At 39.2% G+C, this 21,261-nt stretch carries 14 protein-coding genes; 6 read left to right on the plus strand and 8 right to left on the minus strand.

Annotated elements, in window-relative coordinates:
• Positions 1-19: 19 nt before the first annotated feature.
• From EJF25_RS13390 to EJF25_RS13425, 8 genes are all read right to left on the minus strand, one after another.
• On the minus strand, positions 20-1,549 hold the full coding sequence (locus tag EJF25_RS13390; RefSeq protein WP_160119415.1) for a BACON domain-containing protein: 1,530 nt from the start codon (positions 1,547-1,549) through the stop codon (positions 20-22).
• A gap of 28 nt (positions 1,550-1,577) precedes the next feature.
• Positions 1,578-2,603 (minus strand): BACON domain-containing protein, encoded by a 1,026-nt coding sequence (locus tag EJF25_RS13395; RefSeq protein ID WP_125041569.1) that lies wholly within the window; start codon positions 2,601-2,603, stop codon positions 1,578-1,580.
• Positions 2,604-2,638: 35 nt separating this feature from the next.
• Positions 2,639-4,900, minus strand: a complete 2,262-nt coding sequence (locus tag EJF25_RS13400) for a TIM-barrel domain-containing protein (protein WP_125041570.1) — start codon at positions 4,898-4,900, stop codon at positions 2,639-2,641.
• A gap of 371 nt (positions 4,901-5,271) precedes the next feature.
• Entirely contained in the window at positions 5,272-6,834 is a 1,563-nt protein-coding gene (susR, locus tag EJF25_RS13405) for a SusR family glycan utilization regulator (RefSeq protein WP_125041571.1), read from the minus strand.
• Positions 6,835-7,025: 191 nt separating this feature from the next.
• Complete coding sequence (locus EJF25_RS13410) at positions 7,026-8,357, minus strand: MATE family efflux transporter (protein ID WP_125041572.1); 1,332 nt, start codon at positions 8,355-8,357, stop codon at positions 7,026-7,028.
• Between the two features lie 81 nt (positions 8,358-8,438).
• On the minus strand, positions 8,439-9,200 hold the full coding sequence (locus tag EJF25_RS13415) for a glycerophosphodiester phosphodiesterase family protein (protein ID WP_125041573.1): 762 nt from the start codon (positions 9,198-9,200) through the stop codon (positions 8,439-8,441).
• 28 nt (positions 9,201-9,228) lie between these two features.
• Positions 9,229-10,515: an MFS transporter gene (locus EJF25_RS13420; protein ID WP_125041574.1), complete on the minus strand. Its 1,287-nt coding sequence runs from the start codon at positions 10,513-10,515 to the stop codon at positions 9,229-9,231.
• Positions 10,516-10,881: 366 nt separating this feature from the next.
• The gene (locus tag EJF25_RS13425) at positions 10,882-12,324 is read right to left on the minus strand and encodes a sn-glycerol-1-phosphate dehydrogenase (protein ID WP_235016816.1); all 1,443 of its coding nucleotides are present in this window, start codon (positions 12,322-12,324) and stop codon (positions 10,882-10,884) included.
• A 343-nt stretch (positions 12,325-12,667) separates the two neighbouring features.
• On the opposite strand from EJF25_RS13425, the gene glpA reads away from it, so the two are divergent.
• The 6 genes from glpA (at position 12,668) to EJF25_RS13455 (ending at position 21,246) form a co-directional block, all read left to right on the plus strand.
• Entirely contained in the window at positions 12,668-14,290 is a 1,623-nt protein-coding gene (gene glpA, locus EJF25_RS13430; protein ID WP_125041575.1) for an anaerobic glycerol-3-phosphate dehydrogenase subunit A, read from the plus strand.
• 9 nt (positions 14,291-14,299) lie between these two features.
• Positions 14,300-15,544 (plus strand): glycerol-3-phosphate dehydrogenase subunit GlpB, encoded by a 1,245-nt coding sequence (gene glpB / locus EJF25_RS13435; RefSeq protein WP_125041576.1) that lies wholly within the window; start codon positions 14,300-14,302, stop codon positions 15,542-15,544.
• Between the two features lie 7 nt (positions 15,545-15,551).
• A complete protein-coding gene (gene glpC, locus EJF25_RS13440) occupies positions 15,552-16,808 on the plus strand; it encodes an anaerobic glycerol-3-phosphate dehydrogenase subunit GlpC (RefSeq protein ID WP_125041577.1) in 1,257 nt (418 codons plus the stop codon).
• Between the two features lie 33 nt (positions 16,809-16,841).
• The gene (gene glpT, locus EJF25_RS13445) at positions 16,842-18,185 is read left to right on the plus strand and encodes a glycerol-3-phosphate transporter (protein WP_125041578.1); all 1,344 of its coding nucleotides are present in this window, start codon (positions 16,842-16,844) and stop codon (positions 18,183-18,185) included.
• 397 nt (positions 18,186-18,582) lie between these two features.
• Positions 18,583-20,256, plus strand: a complete 1,674-nt coding sequence (locus EJF25_RS13450) for a glycoside hydrolase family 20 protein (RefSeq protein WP_160119416.1) — start codon at positions 18,583-18,585, stop codon at positions 20,254-20,256.
• Positions 20,257-20,562: 306 nt separating this feature from the next.
• Positions 20,563-21,246 (plus strand): tetratricopeptide repeat protein, encoded by a 684-nt coding sequence (locus EJF25_RS13455; RefSeq protein WP_125041580.1) that lies wholly within the window; start codon positions 20,563-20,565, stop codon positions 21,244-21,246.
• The last annotated feature ends 15 nt before the right edge of the window (positions 21,247-21,261 follow it).

The raw sequence follows: 21,261 nt of genomic DNA on the forward strand, positions 1-21,261 counted from the left end.
TTATTTAATTTTGTTCTGATTAATTGGATGGTTGAATGATTTTTATGTTATCTACGAACCAACGGAATTGGTCAGCGCCTGCGTCCGTCATGCCTTGTTGAGTAGAACGGATCGTGATTCTTGTATTTGCGTTAATGCCATATAGGTTCACTGTTCTTTCGTTCCATTTGTAACCATCGCTTGTGTCGATATTATCTATCTTTTTCACGATTTCATTTCTGCTTAAGCTTCCTTCGCCAGTGATTTCTACAGTTATTTTTGTTTTATCAGGAACTAGACTTCCCGTACAACAGGTTGAGACATCGAAAGTCATAACGGCATCAGTTGCTGTTTGTAATGAAGTGATAGCCGGTAATGTTATTCCAGTTTGTACTTTAGTTTTGCCGAACTTCAGGTAGCCCAGGGCAATGTAGATAGAAGTTTCACTGTTGCTGCAAGTGAGTCCTGCTGCCTCGAACGCCTCTTTCGCTCCGGTATATTTCTTATCAAATAAATTAAAGGTTGTTCCTTGTTTCCCGTTGGTACCTACCGGATCTTGGATGTCCGCACTTCCCGGTTTATTGATGTCATTGGTACACCAATCAAAAGGTTCATAATATAAAATGGTTGCAGGTGTCCGAAGAGTTTGCGTCACAATAACCTCGTCTTCCAATCCGCTGGTCGTTATGACCTTTAAACTACCGGTACGTACTGCTCCCGTTCCATTTTTAGAAATAGATAATGTTATGATAGTATTACCAGCATCACCATTTGTGACTGATGGAGTTATCCAAGAAGTCGCACTGTTATCAATAGTCCAGGATTCGGCTGCATCAATATCAAATTTAACAGCATCTTCTCCTTCTATTTCTCCTTCAATATTTACTTCTATGGTTCTGGGGTTTACTTTCAGTCCTTCAAGATTCTGTGTAAGAGTTACCTCTGTTTTTTTACTGCCACTTACTACTATGAATTTACCAGTACGAACATTACCGGTTTTGTTCTGTTCAACATCCAGATTAACGGCAGTATATCCGGTCTTTCCGGTCATCTTATCCGGCTTAATCCAACTATCACATTCAGTGATTTCCCAATTGCTATTTGTCTCAATATCAATGGAAGCTTGTTCACCGGATTCTAGTTTACCGGACTTGGTGACAGTGATGCTGGTTGGTCTTACTGTTAGCTCTTCTGATTTCAACGTTTGGTAGATATCGATGAATTGATATAAACCGTTTCCTTCAATGATGATAAGACCTTCACGATCTTCTCCTGTCAGATTCTCTTCAGCTGTAATAAAAATGGTTGTACGTCCTCGTTTCCCTTCCATGTGGTTGAGTGTGATCCATTCATTGACAGAAGTAACTTTCCAGGAAACATTCGCTCCTAATTCAAAGCTGGCATTTTCGTTGCTACCTTCCCACAAACCTTGATAATCAAGATTAATCAAGTCTGTAGATGCTTCCAGATATGCATCTGTTTTCTCATCGTCAGAGCAAGCACCGAACGACAGACCTGCTATCAGGAGCATCCAAAAGAAATATATAGTATTTGGTTTTCTATTATTCATATGACTCATTTTTAAGTTCTTTAATTAATTACTCTCTGGAAGCTTTTACCATTTTGATATTGTCCAGGAACCAACGGAATTGATTGTTTCCACTGGTGGTCATCCCCTGCTGGAGCGAACGGATAACGATACGGGTTTTGGATGTGACTCCGTATAACGGAACTGTGAAATGTGCCCATTGTCCGTAAGACTGGATGTTGGATAATGATAATTCCTGACTGATGGTAGATGTAGGAGTACCGACATTACCGGGACCTTCCATTTTTTCTACTACAATAATGGTTGGGTCAGAACCTGTGACTGTCTTGTCTGTCTTATTCACTTTGAGTAACGGGGCAACATCGAATGTTAATGTGATATTTGTAGATTTTCCGGTTTGTATTTTTCCGTTTAGTGACATTGACAACCCACATTGTTCGTTGGTTTTGCCTAACTTGAAGTAATTTCTTGCAATGTATACGCTTTGGATATCGTCACTGTTATAGAAACTGTATCCTCTTTTGCTGAATTCATTGATTAAATCTTTGAAATCTCTCATTGCAATGGTGTTTTCTTCGAAAGGATTGGCTACGGGGTCTGTTGCTACTCCATTTGCATTTGTGTATTTGTCACTGTCGAATAAAGAGAAATCTTCTTCCAGATAAATTGTTCCTATCTCTAAGCCGTCATCTGTGTCAGGATCTAAAGTTTGTGTAACTTTGATTGTTTCTGACAGCCCATGGCTCGTTATAGTCAAGTGCCCTATACGCAAATCTGTTGTCGTGTTTTCTTTGATGTTCAGTGTTATGTCGGTGATGCCTTTTCCGGTTGGTTTGTCCGGAGTAATCCACTCTACGTCACTGCTTGCTTCATACCCAAGGTTAGCCGTGACATTTACACTTGGTTTGGTTCCGGTACTCAGTCGTCCGGTTTGGATGACTGTGATATTAGTCTTATCTACTTTCAGGCGCGGAGAAGCATCTTCTGCGGTGTTTTCCATGCAGGATACCAAAGCTCCGGCGAGCAACAAAGTAAAGAAGGCTAAAGAGAAATAGCTCTTTTTGAATTTTTTCATAACTGCTCTGTTTTTATAAGTTTAACAATAAGGATTTATTTCATACTATATTTGATAATTACCTCTTTTTGAATCGGCTGTTTCTTTATATAGATCCGGCAGATACCACTTTCAGAATCTTTTTGGGTTATGACGGATCCGCAGTTGGTCTTTATTTTTCCATTAATTTCTGTTACTGGTAATTCCAGTGTGTAACTTCTGTGTTGCACTTGTCCGTCATAAGTCCCTTGCGCGGCTCTGATAGTGATAGTAACTTGTTTGCCTTCTTGCTTGTAGTTCAGCTTTGTAAGTGCCTGTTTACCCTGCTCATATTCTTGGCTGATACCATCATCTTCATATAGATAGTAAGTATTATCGCAACCATCCAACCCCGGATAACAACGTAAGATCAGTTCCTCAAGCGGGGTGGTAGCCGGACGTTGGGTATAAGGCTGCATTGGCAATAGATAACCGCCTTTCACGAAAAGAGGAAATTCATCGATGTCCTTTTCAATAAAGGTTTCTGTTCCTCCTGTGTAGGCTTTGCCATTAAAGTAATCATACCAGATGTTATGTTCTGGAAACCATACTTTCTGACCGGCTATTTTCTGTTCCCCTTTTCCGGCATTTGTGATCGGGGCTGCTAACAGAAGATCGCCAAACATAAATTCTTGCGGATTTTGATAAGAGTGTTCATCGGTGTTGTAATCAATATACATGGCTCTGTTTAACGGTACCATTGTTTGATGAGTCTGCCATACACTTGAATAAATGTAAGGCATCAACTGAGAGCGGAAGTGGTAGGACTTCTTCATGGATTGCAAGGCCATCTCTCCCCAAAGCCAGGGACGGCGATCTAGTTTCGGATCTTTTACGGAATGAATTCTTAATGCTGCTGATAATGCACCGAATTGTGTCCAGCGTGCATACATTTCCGGATCTTCACCGCCATAGAAACCACCAATATCATGTGCCCAATAATAACATCCCGCATTTCCGCTAGTTGCTGTCAGCTTTACTTCAAATGCAAGCATTTCCCAATTGGCTACAGCATCGCCGGAAAATTGTATTGGGTATCGTTGGTCGCCAAATCCTGCCCAGCGGCTGTATCCTGCACCGCGTTTGCCATTACGTTTTGATTGATCAAAATAGAGTTTGTTAATCCATGCCAGACTTGGTGTGTGTGTACCGCGAACATAATTATATAAGTAGTTTTGCTGCCAATCCAGCCACCAGAAATCTACTCCCATCTTTTCGCTTTCTCCATGGGCTGCCTTGAAGAATTTACTCATGTAGACGGAGTCTTTTAGATTAAAAAGGATATTTTTACCTGATGATATCTCCTGAGGAGTGGCACCCATGCTTTCCATAAACTCTTTGTACATACTTTCATGGGGACGAATTCCGTCGTGCGGATGGTCATTCAATGAAATGGTGATATTTTCATTATGAAATGTTTTGATGAGTGCTGCCGGGTCCGGGATTAGTTTATTATTCCAGGTGTATCCGGTCCAACCGCGATTGCTGGCATGACCTGTTCCTGTGACAGCCTCTTTTTGGGTATGCCAACCCATGTCGAATACCATATTGTCAAGAGGAAAATCATTTTCTTTGTATTCGTTTAGCAAATCGATGTAGTCTTGGGAAGTATAATTCCAATAACGGCAGTACCATACTCCATGAATATATTTACGTGTCATTGGAGTATTGCCACTTACAGCTCCCAAAGAAGATAAGGCAGCCCGGTAGTCATTGCCGTAAACGAAACAGTATTGATCTTGAACATGGCTATCCGGGCGTTGTGATAGCCATCCGTTAATAATCAAATCTTTGCCTTCATCGTCGATGATATACCAACCGTCACGACTTAACAGCCCTTCGTCTAACGGAATCTCTTTGCTTACACGGTCAAGCGTTGAAATAGCACCACCCAGGTTTTGTTTCTGTATATTGCGATTGGTGAACTTTTTTTCTTTCCCATCTATTGTATAATATACATTAAAATTGTGTAGCCCAAAAGGAAAATCGTCGTGATGATAAACCATTCGTAAGGTAGAAGTGGTAATCTCATAATGATTGTTTCCTAAATCCTTTACTTTAAAATCTTGTAGAAGATGTTCGTCCCGATCATTATAGGCGAACATCGTGGGAGAATCAATGAATTTTGCATTTTCAGCATACTCCAAACGGAATAGGGTAGGAGTGATTAACGTGATACGGTTATTGCCGAATACAAGTGGATTCTTATATTTATTGGAAGTATAAGCAGCTATACAATTTCCCAGAACTATAAGAAATACAAGTGTGTGTTTTAACATAAGTCTGTTAATTTATAGTGTGAATAATGTTTTACGTATTTGGTTCGTTTTTAAATCTGATAAAGATGAAACTGCATTTGCTGAATCACTACGGAGCAAAAATAGACAAAAGTAGATGAGGATGTTGTAAATGTGAATTAAATCAAGATGAAATATAACTACTTGTAATGATAATATATTTATTATTAATATGTTATGTTTTTGGAATATGAGTTGGATATAGAATTATATTATATTGTTATAATGCTTTTTTGTTGTTTGTTTGCCTTTTGTATTTGGTTTGTAATAGAATAGAAACAGGTTTGTTATATGCAGATCGGGTAGAATTTATATAAAGTAAAATTGGTATACTATATTCTTGTCGTTGCGGATTATGGTTTACCGATTTTTAATATTTGTGATTCAAATCCTTCTCTATGGATTGCTTTATTTTTTACTTTGTTTCTATAAGTATAAATGGTGTTTACAGAATAGTGTAGGAAACTGGCTATCTTGGAACTATCATTAATTCCTAAACGGATTAATGCAAAGATTCGTAATTCATTGTTTAATAATTCATCATGTTTTAATATAAAACGTTCGTTCGGTTGAAGCAGTGTGTTAAAGTCTTCTACGAAATCAGGATATAGATGCAAAAATGCAAGATCAAAATTACTGTAGAACTCTTTTTGTTCACTTTCAGCCATATCTGAGGACTTTGTCATTTTTAGTAATTCATCTATTTGTCCAGCTGTGATTTTTCTATTAACGGTTCGTCGGAAATTGTGTAGTTTGCCGATATAGGCTGAACATAAATAAAGGAAATGCTTGATATATTCTTCCTTGACCAAGTTTGCGTTATTTAGTTTTTCTTTTGCCATGGAATATTTCTTCATTTGTTTGTAAGTCATGAATATTGCAATGATGAGAAATAAAGAAAGAATACTTGTTGCTATCATGAAAGTGAAAATCATTTTTTTATGTTGAGTCTCTTGCAACTTATATGCATCGCTGATAACCGGTAGTATTTGTGAAATTCTTGTTGTTCGCAATTTAGCATTACACAAAACCGCATCTTCCAATGAATACATGATATATTTATATGCTCTCTTAATATCTTTTTCTTTATAAAGATGTATTGCAAGTGAATATAGAGCTGCATTTTCTTTCGTTACAGTTCGGATATCGGCGATTGCTGCCAAAGCAAGATATTCTTGATATTTATCTTTTTCATTCTGTTTACGGTACACATCTGCTAACGTAAAAAAGATCGGAGCACGCAAATCTGATAAATTAGGAATTTGTTTTAATAATGAGTGAAGTATGTCCTCTGCCTTCTTATATTCTTTATCTACAATGAGTCCTTTGGCTTTATTATATTGGGATATAGTTGAACTGGGCGGATAAGTGGCCTGCAAAGAATCCCCGTAATTATGGTCTAGTTTAGTATATTGTTGAGTATAAGGAGATGGGTAGGTGTAAAGAGCAAGGGCGTGATTGAGCTGTTGCTGACAATGATACCAGAGAGTTAATAGACTGTCCGAAAGCGTATTCCTGTCTATTTTCTGTTGAACTTCAATTGCTTCCTTATACATTCCCCTTGTTATAAGGGCAAACATTGTATTTATGTTAGATTCGTCTTTCCAAATTTTATTGTTTAGTTGCCGGGCAATTTTATTGCTTCTCATTGCATATACAAGAGACGAATCAGAAATATATGATTTATATTCTTTACAAATATCCTTAAGTAATATGTATTGCTGGTCTAAAGATAAATTTGGAATACCTAATTGTTTTTTCAGGCTATCTATTCGAGATTCTTTTTGCTTAACATAAGAATCTTGTTTCTCTAATATCTTATCCAGACGAGTAAGTGTGGTTGTAGCCTCTTTTTTGCTATATGCTAAAAATGAGTTTCCAAATAATAGTAATAGATATAATAAGACGATTTTCATTAGAAAAGGGAATTAGTATTTGCAAAGATATGTAATTCGAAATGAAAGGCAAACTTTTTATATAAAAAAGAAATAAAACGAAAAAATATATTCGTGCTGATTACAGAAATATTACAAGTTTATTAAGTTGGCTTGAAAAATAGGATATATAAGAGCTGATATTTGCTTTGGGAAGATAAGGAACTACCGAATTAGATTGTTTTTATTGGTTTTGGAGATATTATTTGTTTTCCCAGATAGGTTTGTATCACTCCACGCATCGATAAATATACCAGAAAGGCTAGCCATAATGCATGATTACCAAGCGCGTGGTGGAATATATAATAAACTCCGAAGAAACAGGCAGAGGCTATTAACATGGAAGATAGCATTTGACGGGTAGCAGTGGCACCAATAAAGATTCCATCCCATAAAAAAGCCGAAAAACCTGTAAATGGAATGGCGAGAACCCAATAAAAGTAATTATTTGCTTCGTTGATAACAGAGGTTTCATTGGTTAATATTCTAAGAAAGGCTTTTCCTCCTAGCCAATAAAGGATTGTGAAAGCTAACGAGAGGCCGATTCCCCAAAGAAATAGTTGTCGGACAGTCTGGCGGAGAGCAAGTTGGTTTCTGGCACCGATGTATCGTCCGGCTAATGCTTCTCCGGCATACGCGAAACCATCCATGATGTAAGAAAATAAAGTAAATAATTGCATGAGTAGAGTGTTTACAGCCAATACAATTTCGCCTTGGACTGCCCCCGCAGAGGTGAAATATATGGTTACAACTACTAGGCAAAGTGTACGGAAGAAAATGTCTCTATTAACTTGGAAGAAACGGTTCATTGCTTTCTTTTGCAGAATCTCTTTCCAGATAATGTGCTGCTTATGAGGATTATAGTATCGGAAGTATAATAAGATTGCCATTAAAAAGCCTGCATACTGTGCTATTAAAGTTCCGGTGGCTACACCTGCTACTTTCATATCCAGCAAGTAAACCAAACAAAGACTTACAACAATATTCACAATGTTTTGAGTGATGGCAATGTACATCGGAAAACGGGAATTCTGCATGCCGATGAACCAGCCGGCAAAACCATATAGACCCAACATAGCGGGAGCTCCCCAGATGCAAATGTAAAAGTAGAGGGTGGCTAGCTCTTTAACTTCGTCAGTAGTATGTATAAGCATAAAGGCTATCTTGCAAATGGGGTATTGGAGTAAAAGTAAGCAGAAAGCTAAAAATAATCCGATCCCTACAGATCGGATTAATAATCGTGTTACCTCGTTTGAGTCGTGCTTACCGAAAGCCTGCGAAGTCATTCCACTGGTTCCCATACGCAGGAAACCGAAAATCCAATAAATGATATTGAAAAGCATACCACCCACTGCAATGGCGCCAATGTAGGAAGGTGCTCCCAAATGACCGACAATTGTTACGTCGATAAGCCCCAATAACGGTACGGTAATATTGGAGATGATGGATGGAATAGCTATCTGAAGAATACGCTTATTTACGGTATTTTGCTTTATCTTAATCATTCCCGGGTAATATTTATCTGGTTCTTTTGTTAAAACAACAGCAAAAGTACTCTTTTGTTAGCTATTCCTAAAGCAATCTCTTTATTTAGACAATAATTTCTGTAATAGTTCCGGTTGATTGGTGGTGATATAGTCTACACCTAAATTTATGAAATATTTCATATCATCTTCTTTATCTACAGTCCATACATTTACTTCCAGACCGAGTTTATGAGATTCTTTTACCCATTCAGGATGTTGCTTTATGGCTCCTATTGAATAATCGATACCTGCAAAGCCTAATCTTTTAATCTTTTTCGGTTCCATATCTCCCTCTAAGTAATAAATCTTAGTGTCGGGAAGTAATTTTTTAAAAGCCAGGCAAGCATTAATAGAGAAAGCGATAATGTCCGTTCGGTCCAGTACCTTATATTTCTTTAAAGCTTTCACGATTTTAGCTGCGGCTTCATCTTCTCTTTTGATATCTGTTAATGATTTCATTTCCAGCACAAGACGGGTTTTTGTGTTGGTTGCTGCATGTTTTAAGTATTCATCTAATGTCGGTAACTGTTCTCCATTATCCAGATATACTTTGCGTATTTCTGCAAATGGAGTCGTTTCCATGTTTACGCCCTTAAAGTTTTTGTCGTGATTGACTACCAGTTTACCATCTGTAGTCATCCATACGTCGAATTCAGAACCAAATGCACCGATAGCGTCAGCTTTTGTGATGGAGGCTATAGAATTCTGAGCGGAACCCGGAGCAGTCCAATAGCCTCGGTGGGCTACCACTTTGACTTGTGCACATACCATTGTACACATTGCAAATGTAAATGCTGTAAAAAATACAAATTTTTTCATCATATTATTTGATATTAAAAATAAAACTATTCTATTTCTTTCCGTCCTCTTCGTAGCCATTAGCTTTAGCTTTCCAGGCGAACATAAAGACAATTGCTCCCATGGAGCCGAAAATAATTAAAGCACCGATGGCATAGTTCCAACCCATTGTTTGAGCTAGTAGTCCCAGCCCCCAACCGGAGATTAATGTACTTGCGTAACCAAACAGTCCGGTGAATCCTGCTGCACTTGCGGCAGCCTCTTGTGTTGCGATATTGGCTGCGGCAATTCCTACCAAAGCTTGTGGTCCGTAAATAAAGAAACCTGCACAACCTAGAATCAAAGCTGCCATCCACATGGGCGGATGATTTAATCCCCAAAATAGAGTGATAAATACGGTAGACATAATCATACAGATAACACATACGCGTGGTCCGCGTCCACCAAAGAAACGATCGGTTGCCCATCCCGCTACCAACATTCCGATAATACCGGATATCTCAAAACCTGCTACCATCCAACTGGCGTGTTCAATGGAAATACCTTTCCATTCTCCCAATAAGGTCGGTCCCCAGTCGAGCACAGCGTAACGAACGGTATATACAAAGAAGTTGGCAAAAGCTAATACCCAGATATAAGGATTGCAAAATACTCGTTTGCGAATGATTTGCTTGAACTCTTTCGAGCCTTCATCCTTCTTTTCTTTTTTGGTAATGTTTAGTTCGGGGAGTCCTACTGAACTAGGAGTATCCCGTAGGGCGAACCATAAAAATATTGCACCTAACAAAGCAACTATGGAAGGAAAGAAAAAGCACCAACGCCATCCCAGGTTAACTACATAACCGCAGATGATAACAACCAAACCTGCCCCGATTGAGTGCGATGTGTTCCAGATAGACATCTTGGTGGCCAGTTGTTTAGGGGGAATCCAATGCGTCAGCAATCGTACGCAAGGAGGAAATCCCATGCCTTGGAACCATCCGTTTAGTACCCACATAGTACCTAACATTAATACAGTGGAAGAAAAACCGAAGAGAATATTACAAAATGCGCAGAGAATCAGACCTGTAACCATAAAATAGCGGGAGTTTACTCGGTCTCCTAAGATACCGTTTGCAAAGCGGGATACGCCATAGAGCAATCCATGTAAGGTTAGAAATAAGCCTAGGTCTGTTTTGGTGATACCTAGTTCGAGTTGCATGGCTGGCATGGCGATGCTCAAGTTCTTACGAACAAAGTAGAACATTGCATATCCTATCATTGTAGCTACAATCGTCCGGGTTTGCCAATATTGGAATTTTTTAGCAACGTCTTGAGGCGTAGTTGTAAGTTGTCTCATTTTCCTGTTTTATTTTAAAGGTGTATTTTCATCATAGTAACAGATGCCTTTTTAGTCTGCCAGATTAAACCGTTTTGAAGTATTAGTGTTTCGAATACTTTCGATTAAACGGTTTGATTTGTTTTATATGTCGCAAATATATGGAAAAAGAAATGTTTGCCAATGGAAAAAGATGTTTTTTTTCTTATAAAATGGATTTGTATGTGGATTTTAAATATAAAAAGAAAGTAAATGCTTCGATTCTGTTACTTTTCGATTACAAGAGTAAATTGGGAATTTAATGAATAAAATAGCCTGAGTTTACTGATAAGAGATAAACTCAGGCTAGCGTTTTCAATGTCTATACCTTATATAATATGTGTGAAATCAAATTTCCCAGATTTTTCCTTTGCCGAATAAACCATTCAGCCAGGTATTCATATATCCGGTGCGAAGTGCCAGGTCGAGTACAGTGAAACGACGGTTCATATATTGAGTACATAAAAATGTCTGTCGTAAATGGCTTCTTGAGATACCGACTTCTTCAGGATTGGTGGGTAGACCTATTTGTTTCATCTTTGCTTTCATTTCTTTGTAAGGAATGAGTTGTTGTGACAAACGTTCACGGATCTCCGGCCAGTATTCTTTTAATTGTTGAAGCTGTATACCAAGTTGCTCGCGAGAGATGTATTTTGCTTTTGCTTCCTGAATGCAAACATTTAAACCGATTTCGGAAATGGCTTCTTTAGCTTGGCGTTCATATGCTTCTGCATCCGGCCAGTTGGCACAACATTTCTGTATATCCAAATCTTCAAGCGGGGCGTTTACTACCCATTCATAAAATGCTGTAATGGCAAGAATGCCAATGCTGAGAAGATCCCCATGACTGACTGCTTTTGTCTTTTTGATCCGGCGTTCCAACTCCCAAAAATTGCTAAGCAAATGTTCGGCACCTGAAGCGGGACGGTTTGTTTTTACTAGTTGCATAGCAAATCCGCCTAGCATAAGACCCTCCATTAATTTAGCTATCGTGGTGTGTTCATCCTGGACAGAAGCCTTCTCGGTCAGTAGTAAAGCTTCATGGAAACCACTTTGGGTGATTTTCCATGCTTTTTCATCTATTGGCTCTACTCCCAGCCAGTCCGCAATAATCCAGTCGGCACCGGCAGTCATTTTTGCGAGTAAGTCGGCATAGCCTGAAGTAGTCATCTTTGTCGGTGACTGCAAAATGACGTCTGTGTCTACTAGAACGGCTTGCGGGGCGACACATGGAAATAATTGTTTGATATCGTTTGTACGAATAGAAGCTCCGTAAGCTGTGTATCCGTCCATCGATGCAGCAGTAGCTACACACATATATCTTTTCCCTACCAGATGAGAGGCAAGTTTTGTCAGATCATTAATTGTGCCGGAACCGACTGCGATAGGTATTGCTTCACATTTCTTAAAGCATTCCACTAATTCGGTCACGCAACTATATTCTGCATGTAAGGTTGATGATTCGAAAATGAATGGAGATTCTTGTTCGATGCCCGCTTTACGAAGAGCTTCCTCTACTCGTTTGCCGGCAGCAGCGTATGTATTGGTATCGGCTACAATGATTGCTTTTCTTCGTGGGAATTGTTTGGCGAACAAGTCTGCGACTTCTTCTAGTATTCCATCTCCCAGACGGAGTGCTCTGGTGTCACTGGTAGCTTCCAAGGCTTGTTCTATTCTTAACATGCCTCGTCTATATGGTTTCGGTTTATAGTCCGGATCTTCTTTTATGATGGAATAAATCCGTTGGATGATTTCAGGGTTAAATTCAATTGAGATTTCAATATTCTCCATAATTCCTTTATATAATCAGGTTAAACATTTCATTTGACTAACTAAATTTCGTTTTCTACTTTCATTCATTCGCTTATTAGTTCTTATGAAGGCTACAAATATACATAGAAAGATAATTAGTTTGATAAAATAACCCTTCTTTTTTCGTAAAAGAAAGTTTTTTTGTTTTTTTCTGAGAAATCAGGTTTTCTTTGGGGATGAAAAGTATGCAGATAATGGCAAAAAGAAAATATAAATGTTTCGTAATATCGAAAATAATATCTATTTTTGCATCGAAACGAAATGATAGATATGTGAATCGAAATATATAAGGGCTATTTCATGCCTAAAAACATAAATATTGATGGATAATAGAGTGAATAAAGAGCAATTTGATGTAATTGTCATTGGGGGAGGCGCGACAGGAGCCGGCACAGCTCGCGATTGTGCGATGCGTGGATTGCGTGTGTTGCTGTTGGAACGCTTTGATTACACGAATGGGGCAACCAGTCGTAACCATGGATTGCTGCACAGTGGCGCCCGGTATGCTGTAAACGACCATGAATCGGCCGCTGAATGTATTAAAGAGAATATAATATTGCGCCGTATAGCAAGTCACTGTGTAGAAGGGACTTCCGGTTTATTTATTTCTTTACCGGAAGATGATATAAATTATCAGTCAACATTCATAAACAGTTGCCGGAAAGCGGGAATTGAAGCGGAAGCGATTGATCCGAAGGAAGCACTTCTTCTGGAGCCTTCGGCAAATCCTAGTTTGATTGGGGCGGTAAAAGTCCCGGATGGTTCTGTTGATCCGTTCCGATTGACTATTGCCAATATTCTGGATGCACGTATGCATGGGGCAACTACTCTAACCTATCATGAAGTGATTGAATTCATCAAAGAGCAGGATCGTGTAGTGGGTGTTTGTGTGCTTGATCATAAAACGAAGGAAAAGAAAAACTTCTATGCACCTGTCACAGTAAATGCCGGAGGTATTTGGGGGCATCATATTGCAGAGTTGGCAGGAGTCAGAGTAAATATGTTCCCGGCTAAGGGAGCTCTGTTGATTTTCGGTCATCGTGTGAATAATGTTGTGTTGAACCGTTGCCGTAAACCTGCCGATGCGGATATTTTGGTGCCGGGGGATACTATTTGTGTAATTGGTACTACCTCCAGTCATATTCCATATGATGAAATTGACCATATGCATGTTACACCGGATGAAGTCAGAATCCTTTTGGAAGAAGGAGAGAAGCTGGCACCTTCATTGGCTACTACCCGTATTCTTCGTGCGTATGCCGGAGTTCGTCCTTTGGTGGCTGCCGATGATGATCCTTCCGGTAGAAGTATTAGCAGGGGTATTGTGTTGTTGGATCATGAAAAACGCGATGGACTTGGTGGATTCGTAACCATTACGGGCGGAAAGCTAATGACTTACCGGTTGATGGCGGAATGGGCAACTGATCTGGTTTGTAAGAAACTAAGTGTAGATAAGGTTTGTCGGACGGCTGAAGTTGAGTTACCCGGATCAAGAGGAGTGGTAGACATAAAGGATAAGAAAGAATCTGTCACTATCTCAATGGTGAGAAAGGCGGAAGAAGGACGACATGGTGAACTTGCCAGCAGGATTGCCAATAATAATAAATTTGATGACAGTCTTGTGTGTGAGTGCGAAAGTGTAACGGTCGGTGAAGTAGATTATGCTTTTAATGAGTTGGATGCTGATACGTTGGTTGCACTTCGTCGTCGTACTCGCTTGGGGATGGGGACTTGCCAGGGAGAACTTTGTGCTTGTCGGGCTGCCGGATTATTGGGGAAGGCACATCAGTGTTCCGGTCGGGCAAAAGCGGACTTGGTTGCTTTTTTGAATGAGCGTTGGAAAGGTATGTATCCCATTGCCTGGGGTGAATGTTTGCGTGAAAGTCAGTTTTCGGCGTGGGTGTATGACAATGTATGTGATTTAGGCTCGACTGACAAAATATGATAAAGACTTATGAAATTTGATACAATCATAATAGGAGGAGGGCTTGCTGGATTAGTCTGTGGTATCCGTTTGCAAGAGAAAGGACAGAACTGCGTTATTATATCCACCGGACAAAGTGCATTGCATTTTTCTTCCGGATCTTTGGACTTATTGGGTAAGTTGCCCGATGGTTCCGAAGTCGTTCATCCGTTGGAGGCTATTGGACAATTGGAAGAGTTTCATCCTTATCGAAAGATTGGGGTTGAGAAAGTAAAGCAATATGTAGAAGATACCAATCTGTTCATGGAACGTTGTGGAATTTTGGTACAAGGTAATTCGGATAGAAATCATTATCGGCTGACTCCGATGGGAATGTTGAAGCAAACTTGGCTTACATTTGAAGACTTTACTACGTTTGAGAATCGTGAGAAGTTTCTCTGGTCGCGTGTAGCCATTATTAATTTTGAAGGATTTCTGGATTTTTACACACAGTTTATTGCAGACTCATTTGAGGCGCATGGAGCTATGTGTACAGTTTCTTCTATCAGTTTGCCTCCCGTAGAGAAATTGCGATCTAATCCTACGGAAATGCGTTCGGCTAATATAGCGCGTGTATTTGATTCGTATGAATCAATTAATCAATTGGTTGCGACACTTCAACCGGTGTGTGACGAAGTAGATATGTTGGTGCTTCCTGCCGTTTTTGGTTTGTCATCTCCCATACCGATGCAATATTTGAAACAACGTTTGGCGAAACCACTTTGTCTAGTGGCTACAATGCCCCCTTCCGTGCCGGGAATACGTACCCAACAGCAATTAACTCGCCGCTTTATTGAATTAGGAGGAACCTTTATGATGGGAGATACTGTAGAACGTGGGAACATTGTAGACGGACAGATAAAAGGAATAGTTACGACGAATCACGGTGATATTGAATTGTCGGCAGATAATTATGTACTGGCTTCCGGAAGTTTCTTTAGCCGGGGGATTATTGCCCGTCCTGATTCTGTATATGAACCGGTGTTTAATGTAGACGTTTACTTTGATGAAGATCGTGCAAAATGGTATCAAACCGATGTTTTTGCTTCTCAACCTTATATGAACTTTGGCGTAAAAACCGATGTAGATTTTCATCCGATGATGCAAGGTAAGAAAATTGATAATTTATATGCTATCGGCTCTATTCTGTCGGGATTCAATCCCATGCAAGAAGGGTGTGGAGCGGGTGTTTCCATCCTGTCTGCCATGAACGTAGCCGATAAAATAGTTAAATAAGAGTATTATGAACTCACAGCAATATAATATAAGTAACAACAACTTCGAGCAATGCATCAAATGTATGATCTGTACGGTGTATTGTCCCGTAGTACCTGTCAATCATGATTTTCCCGGTCCCAAACAGGCAGGACCGGACGGAGAGCGTTTCCGGTTGAAAACGCCCGACTTTTTTGATCCGACTCTTAAATATTGCCTGAATTGTAAACGCTGCGAAGTTTCTTGTCCTTCTGGGGTACGGATTGGCGATATTATTCAGGCAGCACGAATTAAGTATAATCGTTCGAAACCGAAACTACGTGATATGATGTTAGCTAACACTGACATAGTAGGAACGATGTCTACTAAGTTGGCTCCAGTAGTGAATGCAACCCTTAAGTTGAGTTCGGTAAAAAAGGTAATGGATGCTGTACTTCGGATAGATCATCGGCGTACATTTCCCCAATATGCTTCGCAAACTTTTGAAAGTTGGTATCATCAGCAAGCGGAAGCAAAACAGGATTCTTATCAGCGTCATGTGAGTTACTTTCATGGTTGCTACGTGAATTATAATTTTCCGCAGCTAGGAAAAGATCTGGTGAAGATAATGAATGCAATCGGTTATGGAGTGCATTTATTGGAACACGAAAAATGTTGTGGAGTGGCGTTGATCTCTAATGGACTTATTTCGCAAGCTAAGAAGCAGGCATTGCACAATATAAAGGCGATTCGTCAGTCGGTGATTGAGAATAATCGTCCTGTGTTGGCGACTTCGTCTACCTGTGTGTTTACTCTGCGTGATGAGTATCCTCATTTGCTGGATATTGATAATGCGGATGTTCGGCAGAGTACGGAACTTGCTACTCGTTTTATATTCCGGTTGGTAGAGTCGGGAGAGGTAAAACTAGCTTTCAAGAAAGATTATCACAACAGGATTGCTTATCATACTCCCTGCCATATGGAGAAATTAGGATGGTCTATTTATTCCACTTCTTTGTTGCGAATGATCCCGGGGGTGGACTGTGTAATGCTTAACTCGCAATGTTGCGGCATTGCAGGAACCTATGGATTTAAAAAAGAGAATTACGAAACTTCACAAGGAATCGGTAATCCCCTTTTTCGCCAGATTCAGGAGTCGCATGTCAGTTATGTTGCTACCGATTGCGAAACTTGCAAATGGCAAATTGAGATGTCTACTCCGACACGTGTCATGAATCCGATCTCCATTTTAGCTGATGCATTGGATGTGGAAGCAACTATTGCACTGAATGGTATTAAAATATAAAAACGGAAAACACATTACGAAAAACGATATACTATGTCACACTTTCTCACTCCCCCTGCTTTTAAGGCTGAAATACCGGCAGGAAAAATTGATAAACAGTATAAAAGGCTTCGTTTACAAGTCTTTATAGGAATCTTTGTGGGCTATGCCGGATATTATCTGGTACGTAAAAACTTTACGATGGCTATGCCGGAATTAGAGCAGATGGGGTATGACCACGCAGCTCTTGGTTTTGCCATTTCTGCCAATGCCATAGCTTATGCTTTGTCTAAGTTTTTAATGGGTAGTGTTTCTGACCGCAGTGATGCCCGGAAGTTTCTTCCATTGGGTTTGTTGCTTGCAGCCGGAGTAACCTTTGTTCTGGGAACTCAATGGGGGACATCATCCATTATTATGATGTTTATTCTTCAGTTCCTGATTGGTTGGTTTCAAGGGATGGGATGGCCTCCTTGCGGGAGGGTGATGACCCATTGGTTTTCGATCAAAGAGCGGGGGACTAAGATGTCTATTTGGAATTGTGCACATAATGTAGGAGGGGCGTTGGTAGGACCAATGGCGGCTTATGGACTGATTTGGTCGGGAAGCTGGCGTTTCGGAACTTTCTGTTTTCCGGCTTTTGTGGCTCTATTTATTGCTATACTTGCTTATCTGTTGATCCGTGATACTCCTCAATCCTGTGGATTGCCTTCCATTGAGAAATATCGAAATGATTACCCGAAAAACTATAGTGCTAAGAGTGAAGAGGTACTGACGACGAAAGAGATCTTTTTCAAATATGTCTTGAATAACCGTACTCTTTGGTTTATAGCGATTGCTAATGCTTTCATTTATATGGTACGTTATGGTTGTCTGGATTGGGCTCCTACTTATTTGCAGAATGTGAAAGGGTATAACTTAAAGGATATTGGCTGGGCTTATTTTGCTTATGAATTTGCAGCCATTCCGGGGACAATTATTTGTGGCTGGTTGAGTGATAAGATTTTTAAAGGACGTCGTGCCATTACGATTATGATTTATATGGTGCTGACTGCCATATTTATTGCTATCTATTGGTTTAATCCTTCGGGACATGCCATGATCGATGTTATCTGCCTGATCATGATTGGTTTCTTAATCTATGGTCCTGTCATGTTGATCGGAGTTCAGGCTTTGGATCTTGCCCCTAAAAATGCAGCGGGAACTTCAGCCGGTCTGACCGGATTCTTCGGCTATTTTTTTGGTACAGCTTTACTGGCTAATATAGGTGTCGGATTTGTAGTTGATCAATTTGGATGGAATTGGTATTTCATCATGATGTTGATAGCTTGTGCGCTGGCATTTCTGTTTGTGACATTTACATATAAGGAAGAGCAATATTTAGTGAAGGGAAATAAATAATAATAAGCGTGTTGTTTGCATATGTCTGGCATAGCATGTATATGATTCTATATATATCTTTGCCGGACTTGCTTTTACTTCTTGTCAAATCTCAAAATATCTTTAGGGACTGCGTATTGGCATAAAAAAGAAAATGAAGAGGATGTTTAGGTTTATGTTCTTTGTTATCTGAAGGATTTTCTATAACTTGCCACTGTTTATCAGTCTGGTCTATACATAATACTCCGTGATTCTTTACATACGATTGGATCGTTATATTTAAAAGGAAGAAAGATAACAACGGCCCGCTGATAAATTCCTTTGTTAAACCATAATAGTTTCTTTATATATGAGAGATAAGAATAGTATGCAATTTATTATTATATTATGCAGTGTTTTGATTTGCACAACGAGTACAATGGCAAGTAATATACTGTTCAAAAATGGGAAATCAAAATATCAGATAGCTATCTCTGCTGAAGCCTCTTCATCCGAACAAACTGCTGCTAAGGAGTTACAAGCATACATTAAGCAGATAGGTGGAGTAGAACTTCCTATTACTAACTCGCTGAATTCTAATGGTCCAAAGATATTTGTAGGTTATAATGATAGAGTCAGCCAACTTGTTGGAAAACAAGATATCACACCTGACTATGAGGGTTTCACTTACTGTAATAAGGGGAAGCATCTGATCATATATGGAGGTAGTAAGCGTGGCACCATGTATGGAGTATTTAGTTTTCTGGAAGATCAGTTTGGAGTGCGATGGTACACACCAAATTGCACAAAAGTGCCCAAACTAAAGAAATGGAATTTTGTTACTTTACATCATAGCGAGGAGCCTGCTATTCAATATCGCTATTCTAATTATTTTGTGACAGAAAATGTGTCACAGTGGAGTGCACACAATAAAGAAAATATGAAATGGGGACCGGTAGATAATTTATATGGAAATATAGAAGCATACTGGAATGCACATACCATGGGACAGCTGGTTACAGCTAAAGAATTTTTCAAAGAACATCCGGAATATTTCGCACTAAGAAATGGTAAACGTATTGATAATGGACAGCTATGTTTATCGAATCCTAATGTGTTGGACATTTGCAAGAAACGGTTATTTGAAAAGATGAAATCGTTGCCGGGATACAGAATATTTAGTCTTTCACAAAACGATAATCAGTCTTTCTGTGAATGTCCTAATTGCAAGGCCATGGAAGAGCGCTATGGTGGTCATTCAGGGCTTATTATATGGTTTGTAAATCAAGTTGCTGACGAAGCCCAATTGTTGTTTCCACAGAAATATATTGGTACTTTTGCTTATCAGTATTCCCGTAAACCACCTGTAGGTATTCGTCCAAAGGACAACGTAGTAGTACGCTTATGTAGTATAGAGTGTTGCTTTGCTCATCCGATTACAGCAGAATGTCCTCAGAATAAAGCATTTGTAGACGATATGAAGGCTTGGAGTAAAATAGCTCCTCATCTGTTTATTTGGGATTATATTGTCGATTATGCCCAATACATAGCTCCATGGCCGAACTTTCAGGTGCTGGGACCAAATATTCAAGCATTTCGTGAACATAATGTCATTGGTGTCTTCGAAGAAGCACAATATCAATCCGGTGGAGCCGAGTTTGACGAGATGAAGGCATGGGTGGCAAATAAACTTTTATGGAATCCACAACAGGATGTTAACGTATTGGTAAAAGATTTCATAGATGGTTACTATGGTAACGCAGCACCAAAAATTATGGAATATTACCTACTTTGTCAGTCGTTGGTTAATCCGCAGACTCACTTTGGTATCTATATTAGAGAGAATGATCCAATATACTCTGATGAGTTTATTCAGAAAGGCTTTTCGATTATTAATGGTGCCAAACAAGATGCAGAAAACGATACAATAAAAGAACGTGTAGAGCGAGTGAGTATGCAACTGTTATACTTACAAAGTGTGCGTAATAGAAAGAAATCTATAGAAGATGGAACTTGGGCTGAATTTGTAAGATTGGCCCGACGCTATAATGCCAAACCTAGTGAAGGGCAAACTTTGGATAGTTTTATCTCAAGCTTTGAAGCTAATAATTAATAAGGGTTTACGTATCATGAATTGTAAAATACTTATTAGTTTATATCTCTATTGTCCTGTATTGCTATTACTAAGGCAAAGTGAGGTTGTTCAATAATGATAAGCAGAAGTATCTGTCATTCAGAATAAAGGGAAGAATCTCTTTTTTTTTAACACGAAGGGAAGATTCATAACTTCAACAATGAATGAATTTACTATTGAGGAGGATTTGAACAAACACTTAAATAAAATGCTTATTCCTCGAACAATATTTGTTTTTTATTGTATCTTTGTGATGTTGCAAACTAAATGACAATATAACAGATTATGAGAACCTTAACTATCCTTTTTTTCTCTTTATTGACAATGCCGTTGATGCTGAATGCTCAAACGGTAGAAGATATGTTGTCTAAGGTATCAGCTGCTATCGAAGCAGATCAGCAGGGACAGGCTGTTAGTTATTTTCGTCAAGCTATCAAATTGGAAATTAACCGATCTGAAATGTATTACTGGACAACTGTGGATAAGAATAGTCTCATTTGTCCCAAGTTGGCGAATGAGATGGCGACAGCTTTTAAAAAGAACCGTAATTATGATAAAGCATATTTGTTTTATAAGGAATTGTTACAGAAAAGTCCCGGTAATGTTGATTATCTCGAGGCCTGTGCTGAGATGCAGGTTTGCCGGGGACAAGAGAAAGATGCCTTGCGTATCTATGAGCAATTACTGAAGGTTGATTCCGATAATCTGGCTGCAAATATCTTTCTGGGTAATTATTACTTTTTGATGGGAGAACAGGAAAAGAAGAAAATGGAAAATGAATATAATAAGATTTCTTCTCCTACAAAGATGCAGTATGCGCGTTATCGGGATGGATTGTTCCGGCTGTTTTCCACTGAATATGAGAAGGCAAGGGCTTCTTTGAAAAAAGTAGTTCAGAAATTTCCTTCTACAGAAGCTAAAAAGACGTTGGATAAGATACTATCTATAGAGAAAGAGGTGAATCGTTGATACGGTTCACCTCTT

This window comes from Bacteroides faecalis, assembly GCF_003865075.1.
Lineage (GTDB): Bacteria > Bacteroidota > Bacteroidia > Bacteroidales > Bacteroidaceae > Bacteroides > Bacteroides faecalis.